The organism is Peribacillus sp. NPDC096379, from assembly GCF_044762875.1.
Classification (GTDB): domain Bacteria; phylum Bacillota; class Bacilli; order Bacillales; family DSM-1321; genus Peribacillus.
On the sequence record NZ_JBIWFD010000004.1, the window covers coordinates 203,885 to 220,707 of the forward strand.

Consider the following 16,823-nt stretch of genomic DNA (forward strand, 5'->3'; position numbering starts at 1 on the left):
TCAGTTGGAATGACACTTATATAGGAGAAGGTCCACTTTAAAATTCTTCGTGACCATTTCCGGAAATTGTATTATTCAACCTACTTGAGAATATTTCAGCTGCATTGACGCCCATTCTTTTCAAACGGAAGTTCATCGCGGCCACTTCTATAATAACAGCTAAGTTTCTTCCCGGACGTACAGGAACCGTTAATTTCGTTACTTCTGTATCAATTATTTTTACTTTTTCCTCATCAAGGCCGACCCGATCATATTGCTTGTTCTTTTCCCAAAGCTCCAAATTGATAACGAGAGAAATCTTCTTATTGCTTCTCACAGCACCTGCACCAAACAATGTCATTACATTAATAATACCCAGTCCACGAATTTCAAGTAAATGCTCAATCAGTTCCGGAGCATTGCCAACTAGTGTATCCTGATCTTCCTGACGAATCTCCACACAATCATCCGCAACTAAACGATGTCCTCGTTTTACTAACTCGAGTGCCGTCTCACTTTTACCCACTCCACTTTTCCCAGTAATCATCACGCCGACTCCATAAATATCAATCAGTACCCCATGGACAGCTGTTGTCGGCGCAAGTTTACTTTCAAGGAAATTAGTCAAGTGACTAAATAGCCGGGTTGTCTTCATACTCGACCTCATCACTGGGACCGATTGTTGTTCAGATGCAATGATTAGCTCTTCCGGAACTTCATGCGCACGGCTAATAATAATTCCAGGTGTAATATCCCTACACAAGTTTTCCATTCTGCTTGTTCTTTCCGGAGCGCTCAGCTTTTCAAAGAAAGACATCTCTGTCATTCCAAGTAGTTGAATCCTCTCAGCAGGATAAAAATCGAAAAAACCTGCAATTTCCAAACCAGGACGAGAAAGGTCACTTGTAATAATAGGACGGTTAATTCCTTCTTCACCACTGACTAATTCAAGATTGAATGTATCTACCAAATCTTTCACGCGTACTTTTGCCATGTATCGTTATCCTCCTTGGAGTTAAATTATTTCACTTATTAAGGTAATCTTTATTTTAGCATTTTTCTACTAATATCCAAACAAAGGATTTTTAAAAAGCCACTCAATCACAAAATATCCTTGCTAAACTATAAAGAGGATGCCCCTTATCGAAAGAGATTGACCTCGCAATGACAATATACAGTTCAAATAAGCATACGTACCACTTTGAACAGTGTATAAAGTGCGTGGTCAAACCCTTTGGGACATCCTCATGTTTCCTTCTTAACCGTAATAAAGTCTCATTTTACGATACTGAAATGCCACCCGTTTTCGTATCGGCAAACAAATGAAGGACAGGTACAATATGCTTGGTCGTTTTGAATTTCAACGCTTTTTGAATGACATCATTTTTCTCTTCGATAATTTGAATCCCATCCAAGGTTACATTGAAGTTACCAAGATTCGATTTCAGCTCACCTTCAACAGCAATTCCCGTAGGTAGGAATACATCCAGTTTCCCGGTTACTGTTTTGACGGAAATATATTCACAATTCGGTTCTTCAGCACGACATGTCACTTGACCGGCGAATGATTGAGCATCAAGGTTTTTATAAATTCCATCAACATGAATCGAGCCATTTAATGTTTCTGTCTCGATTTTTTCTATAGTAGCTTGACGAATCGAAATATTTCCATTTCCCGTTTCAGCATCGAGTGTTTTCCCTGTCACACCTTCGATCGCAATTTTTCCATTGGCAGTCTTTACTTTAAAATGATTTGCTTTTAAAGACTCGCCAGAAATAGAACCGTTAAACATACGGATATACACTTCTTCATATTCTTTATTAGGGATATACAGAGTGACGTCAGCTTTTATCGACTTCTGCAATAAATGAAATCGTAATTTCTCGGCTTCTACTGAAAAATGCACGTCTTTTAACAGCGCTTCTCTTGCCTCATCCTGCATTGCGCCTTGATAAACCTTCGCTTGACATTCGATTCTAATTTCATCATTCGACCATGGGATTACTTTCGTCTTGCCATTTGCGATATCTATCTCAATTTCTTTGAGGGGTGTTTGATCATGGGTAAAAATATGTGAAATCTCGTGTGAAGCACCAAAATTGAAGTCAAGATCCGATTCTTTAATTTTTTTCACGGCACTCTCTACGAATTCAAAGATTTTCTCTTTGGAAGAGCTGATTTTTTTATTAAAATAATCTTGTTGTTTATTGGTACCTTCTTTATCAAGCACGACGGTCGATAATTCATTGACCAACACTTGTTCTTTCTTCTCCGATTCTTTACTCGCCAGATCTAATTCGTCTAAAATCTTTAAAGCTTCTTCCGTTGACAACTTCCCATCTTGAACCATTTGCAGAATTCGCTTTTTTTCTTCATTCATTTCGTTTCCCTCCAATTTCAATCTATTATTTCGCACGTTTTCTCGATTTTCTCACAAAATTAGGCCGGGATAAAGTAAACATTTCTCTTTTCCAGTGAATGATTATTGAAGCAATCAGGTAGTACTTTCAGTCAAAAAAATGAAAACACACTTACTAATTAATACGCCTACCATTCATGAAAGTTTCATCACTTACAAAATTTAACTTCGATAATTTTAAACGACATAAAGTGAAACTTCAATCAGTGGGGGTTCTCTTCATCGTTAGTCCCGTTCTGGAGTCGCTAATATCTCCGCCTAGCGTAGATAAATCGACTCTACGAACCCGATTGGTTCAACTAAACCTCTGCGCAACTCTCGGTAAGTTTCACTGTATCTCACCACTCGGGCTTTTCCATTAAAAAGCGAGGCGACTAGTACAAGGTACGTCTCCTAAGTTCGCTCACGTCCTGTGAGCAACAGAGACGCCATCACATCCTGTGATAGTCCGACAAGCATAAGATGGAATACGACGTGGCGTAGTTTGCCACAGAGTATTACAGCTTATGACCTCGAGGGGCTAGGAGCCGCAACTAGATTAAATGCAGTTATCCCCCACCTACGCTCTTCGATTCCTCTAAGCCTTGAGGTGGGGGGACTGCCCGTTAATGTGGGATAAGAATTAACGATTCTAAAGCAGGGTGTCCATTGAATTACATGTTTGCATCCATTTTAATCAATCGTTTGATTAAGCGGATTATCGTAAATTCCTGCAAAATCCACCCTTTCACACCGACAAAATATTCACCTATTTCTACGCATATATCCCTTGAAATGCGCTGTCCCTTCTATTTTAATCAATCAATTGATTAAGAATAAAAAGAAGCCTTCAAATATTTCCTTCACTCACTAAATCTCCACACTACCATTCGACAATTACAAATGACATAATAATCAACGAATTCCACATAATATGTCGCTAGCAGCATATCTTTTTTCTCCTTTTAATCAATCAGTTGATTAAGCGCTTTTCTACAAAATTCTTCTTTTAAATACGAAACAAGCAAGCCAAATTGGCTTGCTTATACATGTTCATGCTCTTTTTCCTCGATTCTCTTCTCCATTCGGATACGGTCTCGTTCAAGTATAGGTTTTAGATATTTCCCTGTATAAGACCCCTCTACCTTAGCGATATCCTCTGGTGTACCAGTTGCGATAATCGTTCCGCCCTTATCTCCGCCCTCAGGACCAAGGTCGACCAAATAATCGGCTGATTTAATGACATCTAGATTATGTTCGATGACAAGAACGGTATCTCCGTTTTCAACGAGGCGCTGAAGAACTCCAAGAAGCCTAGCGATATCATCGACATGAAGTCCTGTCGTTGGTTCATCAAGAATATAGAAAGAGCGGCCATTTGAACGACGATGGAGTTCAGAGGCTAACTTAACCCGCTGTGCTTCTCCACCCGAAAGTGTCGTTGCTGGCTGACCAAGTTTAATATAACCTAAGCCAACATCTTGAATCGTTTGTAATTTTCTGCTGATTTTCGGGATATTTTCAAAAAATTCAACGGCTTCTTCTACCGTCAACTCGAGAATATCCGCGATATTTTTGCCTTTATATTTCACTTCCAACGTTTCACGATTATATCGTTTTCCATGGCATACTTCACAAGGGACATACACATCAGGTAAGAAATGCATTTCAATTTTAATGATTCCGTCACCACGACAAGCTTCACAGCGACCGCCTTTGACATTAAAACTAAAACGGCCCTTTTTATAGCCGCGGATTTTCGCCTCATTCGTTGTCGCAAACACATCTCGAATATCATCAAATGCCCCTGTATATGTAGCAGGGTTTGAACGTGGCGTTCTACCGATCGGTGACTGATCAATATCAATGACTTTATCAAGATAATCGATACCTTTGATTTCTCGGAAAGAACCAGGACGAGCTTTTGCCCGGTTCAATTTTTGCGCTAACGATTTATGAAGAATCTCATTCACTAACGTACTTTTCCCAGACCCCGAAACACCAGTAACAGCTGTAAATGTACCAAGAGGGAATTTCACATTCACATTTTTAAGATTGTTTTCTTTCGCTCCTTTGATTTCAATATAACGACCATCACTTTTGCGACGTTCTAATGGCAATGGGATAAACTTTTTCCCTGACAAATACTGCCCAGTTAACGAATCGGGATCATCCATTACTTCCTGCGGCGTACCTGCAGAAACAATTTTCCCGCCGTGAGCACCTGCTCCCGGTCCTACATCGATCAAATAATCTGCAGCAAGCATCGTATCTTCATCATGTTCAACAACGATAAGCGTATTGCCAATTTCACGCATATTCTTCAGTGTTTCAATAAGGCGATCATTGTCTCTTTGATGAAGACCGATTGACGGCTCATCCAAAATATAAAGAACACCAGTTAAACGTGAACCAATCTGAGTTGCAAGCCTGATTCGCTGAGCTTCCCCACCTGATAATGTACCAGCTGCTCTGCTTAACGTTAAATACTCCAAGCCGACATTAGCAAGAAAACCCAAACGTTCTTTAATTTCACGCAAAATTAAATTGGCAATCGCTTGTTCCTTTTCCGTTAAATCTAGATTCTCAAAAAAATGAACAGCTTCTTCAATCGAATAGGCAGTTGTTTCACTAATCGTTTGCTTTTGGATGAGCACGGATAGGCTTTCCTTTTTCAATCTTTGTCCTTTACAAGTTGGACAAGCATGTTGTGCCATATACTTTTCCATCTGGTCGCGGACATAATCTGAGCTTGTTTCTTTAAAGCGTCGTTCCACGTTATTCAAAATACCTTCGAAATTTATATAGCTTTCATGCAACCGGCCATAATCATTTTCATAACGAAAGAGAATTTTTTCTGTTCCAGAGCCATATAAAACCTTATCCAGCAAATCAGCCGATAAATCTTTAACTGGCGTATCCATATCAATTCCGTAATGATCAGCAATGGTTTTCAGTAGTTGGGGATAATATTGCGAACTTGTCGATTCCCAAGGAGCAAATGCATTCTGATTTAACGTTAATTCTTCATTCGGAATGACGAGCTGCTTATCGACCTCAAGTTTCGTACCGAGACCGTCGCAATCTGGGCAAGCACCAAAGGGGCTGTTAAAAGAAAACATGCGCGGCTCCAATTCTTCAACAGAGAACCCACAATAAGGGCAAGCGTGGTGTTCGCTAAACAAAAGCTCTTCTTCCCCGTTAATATCGATCAATACTTTTCCTTCACCAAGCTTTAAAGCACTTTCCATGGAGTCAGCAAGGCGCGCGGCTATTCCTTCTTTAATCACGATCCGGTCGATAATGACTTCAATCGAATGTTTTTTATTTTTCTCAAGTGTGATATCTTCCCCTACATCTAGGATCTCGCCATCTACCCGAACTCTTACATAGCCTTGTTTTTTAATGTCTTCAAAAATTTTAGCGTGAGTCCCTTTTCTTCCTGAAACAACTGGAGCAAGCACTTGCATTTTTGTCCGATCAGGGTATTCTAAAATCCGGTCCACCATCTGTTCGATCGTTTGGGACGAAATTTCAATGCCGTGATTAGGACATGTCGGCCTACCGATGCGTGCGTAAAGTAAACGTAAATAATCGTAAATTTCCGTCACCGTTCCAACTGTTGAACGCGGATTACGACTTGTAGTTTTTTGATCGATGGATATCGCCGGTGAAAGGCCTTCAATTGAATCAACATCGGGTTTATCCATTTGTCCTAAAAATTGTCTAGCATAAGCAGAGAGAGATTCAACATAGCGCCGTTGCCCTTCCGCGTATATCGTATCAAATGCAAGTGATGACTTCCCTGACCCCGACAATCCGGTAAGGACGACAAGCTTGTCTCTCGGGATTGTAACGTCAATATTCTTTAGGTTATTGGCTCGTGCACCGATAACCGTTATTTTTTCCAATGCCATTGTCTTGTCACCCTTCCACTTTCAACTCGATTAAAAGATCACGAAGCTGTGCTGCCCGCTCAAAATCGAGGGCTTTAGCTGCTTCTTTCATTTCTTTTTCCGTATTTATAATTAGCTGTTCTCGCTCCTGTTTCGTCATTTTAGTGAAACTAGGTGCTGTATCGTATATTTCCGTATCTTCTGCTGCATGGGTTACACGAATGGAACCACGAACCTCTTTTTGAATGGTTTGTGGAGTAATATTGTGTTTGATATTGTACTGTTCTTGAATTTCACGACGCCGCTTTGTCTCGCTAATGGCCAATTCCATCGAATTCGTCATCCGATCAGCATACATAATCACATGGCCATTTGAATTCCTCGCTGCACGGCCAATTGTTTGAATAAGTGAACGCTCCGAGCGCAAGAACCCTTCTTTATCGGCATCCAATATCGTCACCAAAGATACTTCTGGAATGTCGAGACCTTCTCTTAGCAAGTTAATCCCTACAAGTACATCGTATTTCCCCATTCGTAGTTCACGGATAATTTCAATTCGATCTAAAGTCTTTACCTCAGAATGGAGATACTGAACCTTAATTCCAATTTCTTTTAAATAATCCGTTAAATCCTCAGACATTTTTTTCGTCAGCGTTGTGACAAGTACACGCTCGTTTCGTTTGATGCGTTCATGAATTTCACCGATTAAATCATCAATTTGACCTTCAATCGGTCTCACCTCAATATTTGGATCTAATAAACCAGTTGGTCTAATAATTTGCTCGACCATCTCCGGTGTATGTTCCAATTCAAACGGCCCAGGCGTCGCGGATACAAAAATCGCTTGATGGACTTTCTCCTCAAACTCTTCAAATCGAAGCGGTCTGTTATCTTTAGCAGAAGGCATCCGGAATCCGTGATCCACCAACACTTGTTTTCTCGCCTGATCACCGTTATACATGCCGCGAATTTGTGGCAAGGTTACATGTGATTCATCAATAACAAGCAGAAAATCTTCTGGAAAATAATCGATTAATGTATAAGGTGTTGCACCAGGGGGCTTCAATGTTAAATGTCTAGAATAGTTCTCAATTCCCGAACAAAAACCCATTTCACGCATCATTTCAAGATCATATCTTGTACGCTGTTCAAGGCGTTGGGCCTCGAGAAGTTTGTCTTCCTTGCGTAGCACAACTAACCATTCTTCTAGTTCTTTTTCGATATTCTCAATCGCTACCTTCATTTTCTCTTCACGGGTAACGAAATGGGAGGCTGGGAATATTGCGATATGATCGCGTTCAGCGGTAATTTCTCCCGTTAACGCGTTCACTTCACGTATTCGATCAATTTCATCACCAAAAAACTCCACACGAACACAGTGTTCGTCACGAGAAGCTGGGAAAATCTCAACTACATCACCACGTACACGGAAAGTCCCACGGTGGAAGTCGATATCATTTCGTTCATATTGAATGTCCACTAATTTATGAAGCAGTTTATTTCGGTCAATTTCCATACCTGTGCGGAGCGATACAACCATTTCCCGATATTCTTCAGGAGAACCGAGACCAAAAATGCATGAGACACTGGCGATAATAATGACGTCTTGACGCTCAAATAACGCAGATGTAGCAGAGTGACGCAGTTTGTCAATCTCATCATTAATGCTTGCATCCTTTTCAATATATGTATCCGTAGATGGAACATATGCTTCCGGTTGATAGTAATCATAATAACTAACAAAATATCCGACAGCATTATCCGGGAAAAACTCCTTGAATTCACTGTATAGCTGCCCTGCAAGCGTCTTGTTATGAGCAATGACTAATGTTGGTTTGTTAATTTCTTTGATTACATTTGAAACAGTAAATGTTTTTCCCGTTCCAGTTGCCCCAAGCAATGTCTGATACCGTTTCTCGCTTTCTACTCCTGCTATTAATTCCTTAATTGCAGCAGGCTGATCTCCTTGTGGTGAATAGTTGGAGACTAACTCAAATTGATCCTTCACTAAGCAATCCTCCAGTCTATAGAAGTATTTCTCATAAGCAAAACTTTGCCTTGTCTATAAGAAGATGTTCAAAAAGTCCGGTAAAAATAGCTGTCGAATTGCATCAAAGCTCTGTCTCTCCGGTCCTCACGTATTATTGCATACGCTCCAGTCCTCTCGAGATGCGCTCCTCGAACTTCTCGGTTCTTTTTATCCTCCTTTTTGAACACGCACTACAATGTATTTTACATGTTTTACCGTTAGGCTTTCGTCTAAGTCATTCATATCTATTTATAGCCCTTTATTGAAGCTTTCTATACACATTCTACCACAATGGACTACTAAGAAACCAACAATAAGCGAACGTCCATTCGACACTTTTTTCGATAATAAAGAGAAACTTCCATCAGTAGGGTATTATCGCCTGTTAAACCGGGATAAAAATGCAACCGCTTTGTTCGACAGAGAGCTAGATTAAACCAATCAATCTCAATTGATTTATAAATCGAGAGGTTAGCCATTACAAAAATCACATGGCGCGAATTTCACCATGTGTCTACGTGTCTAGATAATAGGGGAGTAAAAATGAAGATAGCGGTACCTCGTCCTTGCTTCATGATATTCGTTTTAACATTTTCGTTGAATACCAAAACCCGACTGTTAACGAAAATGCGTCTATGATAATCAAAATCCATGTATGTGTATATCCTTTATATGCCGAGGCTGCAATCAAGGCAACCGTCAATGCAAGACCAACAAAACGATTAAACGTCACTCTTGAAAATAAGATAACAAGTAAGCCAGGAACGATTAGAGCAGATAAAAACTTAACCATTCTTCCATCTCCTTACAGTCCACTGTAATTTTACAGCAAAACCCATTTACTATTTAAGTAGTTTCAGTTTAATTCATTTATCAGATAAAATCCATTGGTTTACGATATTCGCTATCATGATACGCTTCATTAACAACTTGAGTTTTTCAGTCCATAAATAAAAGAGTCACCCCCCATCCAGTTTAAACTAAGTGTGTATAACACTATAAACTGTAAATAAAGTCGGGGGCTGACCCTTTTTAAATATCCTGTTTTAAGTCTTCATTTTTTAATATGGTTCTGCGTCATGTCCTTTTTCAATTGCTTTTTCAGGTGCATTTTCTCCAACTTTATTTCCAAGGGGCTTTTGACTGGATCCTTCCCTTGGAGCATTCGACAAGCCTTCCTGTAAACGGCGGCCGTATTCCTCATCCGCTTCTTTGGCAAGATCAATCATCTTGGCTTGTATTCGACGATCTACTGGAGCGAGTCCTGAAACAAGGTTAGAGATCAGTTCATCCTTCTCCCAGTCGTCAAACATCCGATACGTTTCACCTGCTTGCTTCGTATTGCTTTGGCGATCAATTGATTCTCTCACAAGCTTTCCTTCGATATAAGGGGTATATTCTTTCCCTTCTTGCTTTGCTTCTTGCAAGCCGCCAAGGAGTGAAGGCTCGTAATTGATATGTGGGTTCTGATTCTCCCCGAGGTCAACTCGATATTGCATTTGACCACCGCGTTGATTTGTTGCTACCCTTTTCTTAGGTGCATTAATTGGCAGCTGCAAATAGTTTGCACCGACACGATGACGCTGTGTATCAGAATAGGAAAATGTCCTGCCTTGAAGCATCTTGTCATCCGAAAAATCAAGACCATCAACCAAAACACCTGTTCCAAATGCTACCTGCTCTACTTCAGTAAAATAATCTTCTGGATTTTTATTCAGAACCATTTTCCCGACCGCAAGCCATGGGAACTGATCTTCAGGCCATAATTTCGTATCATCTAAAGGATCGAAATCCAATTCAGGATGATCATCATCACTCATCACTTGGACAAGTAGCTCCCATTCAGGATATTCACCACGTTCAATTGCATCATACAAGTCCTGTGTAGCATGGTTGAAATTGGTCGCTTGAATCTCTTCCGCCTCTTTTTGCGTTAAATTTTTAATTCCTTGTTTAGGTTCCCAATGGTATTTCACAAGAACAGCTTTTCCTTCATTGTTCACCCATTTATATGTATTAACACCTGACCCTTGCATCATGCGGTAATTAGCTGGAATGCCCCAAGGTGAGAAAACGAAAGTGACCATGTGAAATGATTCTGGTGAATTACAGCAAAAATCAAAAAAACGTTCATTATCCTGTAGATTGGTAATTGGATCTGGCTTAAAAGCATGAATCATATCAGGAAATTTAATCGCATCACGAATAAAGAAAATTTTTAAATTATTCCCAACCAAATCCCAGTTTCCATCTTCGGTATAGAACTTTACTGCAAAGCCACGTGGGTCACGCAATGTCTCCGGCGAGTGAGTTCCATGAATAACGGTAGAAAAGCGAACAAACAAAGGCGTCTGTTTTCCCGCCTCTTGAAAAAGCTTAGCCCGCGTATACTTCGCAACAGGCTCGTCACCGGCTTTTCCGTATGCTTCAAAATACCCATGTGCACCGGCACCGCGACCATGCACGACCCGTTCCGGTATTCTTTCCCTGTCGAAGTGACTTATTTTCTCAATGAAATCATAATTTTCTAATGTTGTTGGTCCGCGATTGCCAACCGTTCTCATATTTTGATTATTTGTCACAGGATGTCCTTGCCGGTTCGTTAAACCATCTTCTGCTTGATTCGGATCATTTGATTGATTGTTTGACACACTATTCCCTCCTCTAAACGATATGAACCACTAATCATCTTTTCCATTCAAGGGAAAATAAATCCAAATTATGATAATTTTATAAAAACACTTTTGATTTGCCTCATGAATCTTTTGTTTAAAGGGTTTGTTAGTTTTTTGTAAATGCCGTTGACAATCCAATAAATTGAATTTATAATTTATCTTGTATTAAATTATCTCGAATTAAAAATATATAATTTCACTATAATTTATTGGGGAGGAATTTTAACATGACAAAAACAAAGTGGGCAATTGACGTAAGCCATAGTGAAGTAGCATTCTCTGTTAAGCATATGATGATTTCTAAAGTGAAAGGTTCATTCAATCAATTCGATGCAGTAATCGAGGCCGATCCAGTTGATTTAACAACTGCAGATATCACATTCACAATCGATGTTGCTAGCGTTGATACCCGAAGCGAAGACCGTGATAATCACCTTCGTTCAGCTGACTTTTTTGATGTTGAAACATACCCAACATTAACGATTAAGTCCAAAAGCATCACAAAAACTGGTGATGATGAATATGCACTTACCGGAGATGTGACACTTCACGGCGTTACTCGCGTGGAAACATTCCAAGTTACATTTGAAGGTGAAGCAAAAGATCCATGGGGCAATGATAAAGCAGGGTTCAGCGGTTCTGGTAAAGTGAAACGCAGTGATTACGGCTTAACTTGGAATACGGCCCTAGAAACTGGCGGCGTACTTGTTGGCGATCAAATCACATTAAACTTCGAAATTCAAGCTGTGAAGCAAGCTTAATTATTTTAAACTAGAAATGAACAGGTTTATCCCATAACGAAAAGGTCAGACCTCGCGCCCATAATACACAGTTTAAATTAAGCGCAAGTACCATTATGAACTATGTATTGAGTGCGTGATCAGACCTTTTTTTATTATTCATTCCTATCCCGCTCTCCTTCTATCAATAGTCTTCTTAACAAGAAAACAGCTTGCAGACAATCCGCAAGCTGTTTTTCACTTATTCAATCATAAGAACGTTCTAACTCATCTATCAGTGATCCTACATATGAAACGGCTTTACTAATTGCATCAGGCTTTGTCATATCAGCACCTGCATGACTTAACAGCTCTTGCGGTTTCTTTGTTCCACCTGCACGTAAAACATCGAGCCATCGATCAACGACAGGCTTTCCTTCTGCTTGAATCATTTGGACGATGGCTGTTGAAGCGGTTAATCCTGCGGAGTATGTGTATGGATATAAGCCCATATAATAATGCGGCTGTCTCATCCACGTTAAGCTCGCACCTTCATCCAACTCAACTGCATCACCCCAGAATTCTGTGAGCACTGCCTTTTTTACTTCAGAAAGCATGTTTGCAGTCAGTGCTTTTCCGTTTTCTGCAAGCTGGTATACACGGCGTTGAAATTCCGCTTCAAGTAAATGAGTAACGAAATTATGATAATAGGTTCCTAGCAATTGAAGTACAACCCAACGTCTCATTTGCTTATCATCCGTACGAGCAAGCAAATGCTGGCCAAGTAGCAATTCATTCATAGTAGATGGAGCTTCAATGAAGTATGTAGACGGCCTTGTATTGAACACTCTTTGGTTTTTATTTGCCAAATAGAAGTGCCCGGCATGACCCAATTCATGAGCGAGAATAAATGCACCACGCATCGTATCTTGCCATGTGACCAAAATAAATGGATGAGCACCGTATGGACTCGAGCAAAACGCCCCCGTTGACTTTCCAACATTATCAGCAAGATCGACCCATCTTTCCTTTAAGCCCTTTTTCATAATTTCACTATACTCAGGTCCCATCACTTTAAGTGCACAAAGAATCACTTCACTTGCTTCTTCATACGTTGTTTTTGGATTGAACTCTGGATCAAGCGGTGCTTTTAAATCGCAGAAAAGCAGTTTATCCAGCCCCAATACCTTTTTCTTCAACCTGGCAAATCTGCGCATATGTGGAGCAAGTTCTTTTAAAATCGTGTCATGCTGATTATTATACATATCAAGCGTAACTTCTTGTGGTTCTAACAACATATGTGTCACTGATTCATAATTACGCAAACGAGCGAGCGTCACTTGCTTCGTAACTTCTGTAGAATACGTAGCTGCAAAAGTATTTTTATACTGTTCTAACGTGTTGACAAAAGAATCATATGCTTTTCTACGAACCACTGTATCTGGTGAAAATTCATAACGATCTTCGAACAACGCAAATGATACAGGCCATTCATTTCCTTTCTCATCTTCAATCGCTGCAAACTGCATATCCGCTAACTTACTCATGCCATAAATTTTATATGGTGCCGCATGAACTTCACCTAGTGCCGCCAACACTTCTTCCGTTTCTGGCGAAAGTCTATGTTTCTTCGTTTCAAGCAAATCCGTCAATTCTTTACGGAAAGGTTCCAGCTCTAAATTTTCTTGTATGTATTGTTCCACTATGCCTTCAGATAATGCGAGAATTTCAGATTCAATGAATGAAAGAGCCGCATATACCTTTGTAGCTAAAGAGGCAAATTTAGCGGAATTCGCTTGATTATCAGGATCTGTTCCATCTGTTGCAATACGTAACGCTGCATATGTTCCTGCTTTTACTAACTTAAGAGTTAGCTGTTCTTGCCAAAGCAAACAATCCAATAAAGCTTGTGACCCAATATGAATCGTCCCCTTATATGTCACCGCTTCTTCGATCTCACTCGCAATCGTAGTTAACGCTAATTCCCATGCCTGGTCAGACACAAATAGAGCATCTAAGTTCCATGTTTGCGCAACAGGTATTTCAGAGCGCTCACATCGTTTTTCCACCGTTTTTTCCATGCATAATCTCTCCCTACTTGTATGTAAACCTAATTATTTTCATCTTATACGATTAGGAATTTTTGTCAATAATGTGAAACTTCCATCAAAAATTGAGATGGGGATATTACAGCCTGTTAAACCGGGAAAAAAGTCTATTTGGAATGGTATATACATTTTATTAGACCTACTTGAATGTAGAACCTGGATGCTTCACTTGATCATCTAGGTGAAGATCATTTGCGAAAAGGCATTTTGAGTAAACATAATATGGGGCTAGTAGTTCGAAATGTTCGTACGTTTAGCAAGAATGATTATTGCGAGTATCTATTTATATCACGGGGGTTCGATTATTTTAAAAAAAAGGTATAATTCAATGGGCAGATGTTCCTCATATATCAACCTGCTTCTGAAAATCCAGAAATATCATAACGTTCTTCGTCCATAATCAGTTGCATATAGGCTAATCTCGCTAATAAGAACGTCAATAGAAAACAAACAATGATAAACATAATCTTTAATCCTTTTTTCGCTTCCATTTCCATCATCTAAAATATCTCCTATTATTTTTTAGAAAAAACGGTTGAAATTAAAAATAGAATACAAGTTACAGCGAATATAATTGTCGTTATTGGTTGTGGTACAAGAATGTAGAAAATTGTGCTACATATTAAAATTAAACCACTTACTTCACTAAGGAATTTTAACGCCATATGAATCGATCCCTTTCAAATATCTATCTTAACTATTTCTTTCATAGAAAGTTGTAATCTACTATAATATAATTTACTTAATTATACATAGGTATGCTTCTTTGCACCATGTAACAAATATCACATTTTTCTAACAATTTATAGAATTTTCTGTTTTCTTTTAAAAATAAGATTAAATATAGTCTTTCAATGAGTTTTGATATCTCGATTCATGTACCTTTTTATTTTTCTCTGTGAATAAGGGGCGGGGCTTCGCAAAATCAGCGCATCTCCCCACCTTCATAAGGTGATACAGTTTTTAAACCCTGAACCTTTTTCATCATTTTAGTTGGGAGCGGATGCTCATGTATGTTTCTTATTAGGAGGGATCGTTGATGATCAGTCAATCATACAAAGTTTTATTAAAATCGATCGGAATGGAAACAATCGCAAATTATAAATACTTGCAAGAAAATAGTGAAATGATAGTGGGCCGCTCAAATCATCAAGAAAAAATCGACTTTCCTATTTTTAATAAACTGGTCTCTCGAAGACATTGTAAAATATATTTGCAAAATGGCTTTATTTTTATCGAAGATTTGCAAAGCAAGCACGGAACCGAATTAAATGGTCAAAAATTAACTCCATTTAAATCTTATCGAGTAACGGAAGAAGATTCACTCACGATAATTAGTGGACTGATTGAATTCCAGATCGAAAAAAATAACGACGAAACGATTGAGTTTTATGTAGGAGAGCGATTTAAGACAGTCAAAACAGTGCTCAATGATTCCATGCAAACCATTCAAATTAATAATAAGTTGATTAAAATGGCTCATAAAGAATTTACCTGCTTTAAGCTTTTATTCAATCGTATTGGGGACATTGCAACAAAGGAAGAAATTATGAAAACCGTTTGGCCTGAGCGTAACAAGACACTAGATTCTCCCGTAACGGATGAAGAAATTTCTTCATTAATTTATCGAGTACGGAAAAAAACCAGCCATCACTATACAATTAGATCCATTACGAATAGAGGCTATTATTTAGAAGAAATGGAGTGAGCGTGTCTCATAAGGGTCAGACCTTTCACATTAAATCAGCAGGTAGTGTTTCATACACGATTCTTGTACCGTATTTAATTTTGTGGGGTTCTGACCCTTTGCTTTTGCTACGCTCCCTATACGGGGTTTCACGTGAAACTATGCCTCCTCTATCTTCTACCATTACTTCAAGGAAAGATCTCGTTAGCTTCTTTTTATGCTCGATGGGCTGATAAGGCTCCGTGCTTGATGACATGAAAATTATGATCTTACCCTTTTTTTCAACTTTGAAGTTGTTTGCTTAGTAAGCTAGCGGCTCCATTCTTCACATCCGACATCCACCCAGCTTCCCCCATTCCCCTTCCCGAAAAACGATACTCGCATCTGGTATATATAGTAATAAGAACAAACAAATGAACAGCCTGTCTAAGGATTGAGGGAATGCGTATCCCCAGAAAGAAAATCTGTTCCTTTATTAAGGATGATTTTGGGATTTTTATAGACTATTTCATTATTCATCATCGTTCCTTGGCGGTTAAGCCTTGGCGCTCCATATTCAGAAGCTGGGTTTTCATTTCCAAACCTCCTCGATAGCCGGTAAGGGATCCGTTCTTACCTACTACACGATGACAAGGGACCGTGATTAACACTGGATTAGCTCCGATAGCGGTTCCCACCGCACGTACGGCTGCTGGTCTTTGAATATAGTTTGCGATATCTGAATAAGACTTCGTCTGTCCATACGGAATTTCACAAAGTGCATTCCACACAGCCAGCTGAAACTCTGTGCCGTTGTAATCAAATGGAACAGTAAAACTTGTACGTTTCCCTTCGAAATACTCGATTAGCTCAACTGCATATGGTTGAAGCTTTTCTCCATCTTCAACAAGAGGAATCCCCGGAAAACGGCGCTCGGCCCACACGGATAATTCTTCAAATGGTTTATTCTGTGAACCAACAAACACAAGTCCCTTCGAAGTTGCAGCCAAATAAATATTCCAATCCTTATTTTTCAGCAATGTCCAATAAATTTCCGTTTTATTTTTTGTTGTCATTTTACAATCCCTCCGATTTGCGTACGATATTAGGTAACTTGCGATATTCTGTTGGTGTATGTCCGGTTTTCTTTTTAATTGTGGAGAATTAACGAAGGAAAAATTAATGAAAATGGCTACCTTTAAAGAAGGGAAGAAAAGCTTGATTAAGATACGTGGAATTGGTCCATGGACGGCCCATTATGTTCTTAGGCGCTGTCTACGATTTCCTAACGCTTTCCCGATCGATAATGTTGAGCTAATTAATTCTACGCTACCTTTTATTTATAGTGTGTC

General features: G+C 39.3%; 11 protein-coding genes and 2 pseudogenes. 3 read left to right on the forward strand and 10 right to left on the reverse strand.

The window, feature by feature from the left end:
* Positions 1-37 precede the first annotated feature (37 nt).
* The 6 genes from hprK to ACIQZI_RS18240 all read right to left on the reverse strand — a co-directional run bounded on the left by hprK (position 38) and on the right by ACIQZI_RS18240 (position 10,954).
* Positions 38-973 carry an HPr(Ser) kinase/phosphatase gene (gene hprK, locus ACIQZI_RS18215; protein WP_062185692.1) on the reverse strand — a complete coding sequence of 312 codons (936 nt, stop codon included), beginning with the start codon at positions 971-973 and terminating at the stop codon, positions 38-40.
* A gap of 286 nt (positions 974-1,259) precedes the next feature.
* Positions 1,260-2,360 carry a DUF4097 family beta strand repeat-containing protein gene (locus tag ACIQZI_RS18220; RefSeq protein WP_403075672.1) on the reverse strand — a complete coding sequence of 367 codons (1,101 nt, stop codon included), beginning with the start codon at positions 2,358-2,360 and terminating at the stop codon, positions 1,260-1,262.
* A 1,061-nt stretch (positions 2,361-3,421) separates the two neighbouring features.
* Positions 3,422-6,295, reverse strand: a complete 2,874-nt coding sequence (uvrA, locus tag ACIQZI_RS18225) for an excinuclease ABC subunit UvrA (RefSeq protein ID WP_062185688.1) — start codon at positions 6,293-6,295, stop codon at positions 3,422-3,424.
* A gap of 7 nt (positions 6,296-6,302) precedes the next feature.
* Positions 6,303-8,282, reverse strand: a complete 1,980-nt coding sequence (gene uvrB / locus ACIQZI_RS18230; protein WP_403075676.1) for an excinuclease ABC subunit UvrB — start codon at positions 8,280-8,282, stop codon at positions 6,303-6,305.
* 592 nt (positions 8,283-8,874) lie between these two features.
* A complete protein-coding gene (locus ACIQZI_RS18235) occupies positions 8,875-9,096 on the reverse strand; it encodes a CsbA family protein (protein WP_062185685.1) in 222 nt (73 codons plus the stop codon).
* 268 nt (positions 9,097-9,364) lie between these two features.
* Positions 9,365-10,954, reverse strand: a complete 1,590-nt coding sequence (locus tag ACIQZI_RS18240; RefSeq protein ID WP_403075679.1) for a catalase — start codon at positions 10,952-10,954, stop codon at positions 9,365-9,367.
* Between the two features lie 251 nt (positions 10,955-11,205).
* Between ACIQZI_RS18240 and ACIQZI_RS18245 the strand changes: the two genes are divergently transcribed.
* Positions 11,206-11,739 (forward strand): YceI family protein, encoded by a 534-nt coding sequence (locus ACIQZI_RS18245; RefSeq protein ID WP_062185681.1) that lies wholly within the window; start codon positions 11,206-11,208, stop codon positions 11,737-11,739.
* A 224-nt stretch (positions 11,740-11,963) separates the two neighbouring features.
* On the opposite strand, the gene pepF is transcribed toward ACIQZI_RS18245, so the two are convergent.
* Both pepF and ACIQZI_RS18255 read right to left on the reverse strand, forming a co-directional pair.
* A complete protein-coding gene (gene pepF / locus ACIQZI_RS18250) occupies positions 11,964-13,778 on the reverse strand; it encodes an oligoendopeptidase F (protein ID WP_403075683.1) in 1,815 nt (604 codons plus the stop codon).
* Positions 13,779-14,155: 377 nt separating this feature from the next.
* Complete coding sequence (locus tag ACIQZI_RS18255; RefSeq protein WP_157279648.1) at positions 14,156-14,305, reverse strand: hypothetical protein; 150 nt, start codon at positions 14,303-14,305, stop codon at positions 14,156-14,158.
* A 539-nt stretch (positions 14,306-14,844) separates the two neighbouring features.
* On the opposite strand from ACIQZI_RS18255, the gene ACIQZI_RS18260 reads away from it, so the two are divergent.
* Positions 14,845-15,513, forward strand: coding sequence for an FHA domain-containing protein (locus tag ACIQZI_RS18260; RefSeq protein WP_403075687.1), 669 nt, complete (start codon positions 14,845-14,847; stop codon positions 15,511-15,513).
* Between the two features lie 148 nt (positions 15,514-15,661).
* Here ACIQZI_RS18260 and ACIQZI_RS18265 read toward each other — a convergent pair.
* Together ACIQZI_RS18265 and ACIQZI_RS18270 are read right to left on the reverse strand one after the other, a co-directional pair.
* Positions 15,662-15,885: pseudogene (locus ACIQZI_RS18265) on the reverse strand (radical SAM protein); the annotation flags it as partial.
* 125 nt (positions 15,886-16,010) lie between these two features.
* Positions 16,011-16,547 (reverse strand): methylated-DNA--[protein]-cysteine S-methyltransferase, encoded by a 537-nt coding sequence (locus ACIQZI_RS18270; RefSeq protein ID WP_403075690.1) that lies wholly within the window; start codon positions 16,545-16,547, stop codon positions 16,011-16,013.
* 82 nt (positions 16,548-16,629) lie between these two features.
* On the opposite strand from ACIQZI_RS18270, the pseudogene ACIQZI_RS18275 reads away from it, so the two are divergent.
* Positions 16,630-16,797, forward strand: a pseudogene (locus tag ACIQZI_RS18275) (DNA-3-methyladenine glycosylase); the annotation flags it as partial.
* Positions 16,798-16,823: the final 26 nt, after the last annotated feature.

Excerpts from the sequence above, each read along its gene's own strand:
- hprK (WP_062185692.1), bottom strand. The coding sequence starts at position 973 with ATGGCAAAAGTACGCGTGAAAGATTTGGTAGATACATTCAATCTTGAA.
- ACIQZI_RS18245 (WP_062185681.1), top strand. The coding sequence starts at position 11,206 with ATGACAAAAACAAAGTGGGCAATTGACGTAAGCCATAGTGAAGTAGCA.
- ACIQZI_RS18220 (WP_403075672.1), bottom strand. The coding sequence starts at position 2,360 with ATGAATGAAGAAAAAAAGCGAATTCTGCAAATGGTTCAAGATGGGAAG.
- ACIQZI_RS18255 (WP_157279648.1), bottom strand. The coding sequence starts at position 14,305 with ATGATGGAAATGGAAGCGAAAAAAGGATTAAAGATTATGTTTATCATT.
- ACIQZI_RS18260 (WP_403075687.1), top strand. The coding sequence starts at position 14,845 with ATGATCAGTCAATCATACAAAGTTTTATTAAAATCGATCGGAATGGAA.
- ACIQZI_RS18270 (WP_403075690.1), bottom strand. The coding sequence starts at position 16,547 with ATGACAACAAAAAATAAAACGGAAATTTATTGGACATTGCTGAAAAAT.
- pepF (WP_403075683.1), bottom strand. The coding sequence starts at position 13,778 with ATGGAAAAAACGGTGGAAAAACGATGTGAGCGCTCTGAAATACCTGTT.
- ACIQZI_RS18235 (WP_062185685.1), bottom strand. The coding sequence starts at position 9,096 with ATGGTTAAGTTTTTATCTGCTCTAATCGTTCCTGGCTTACTTGTTATC.
- uvrA (WP_062185688.1), bottom strand. The coding sequence starts at position 6,295 with ATGGCATTGGAAAAAATAACGGTTATCGGTGCACGAGCCAATAACCTA.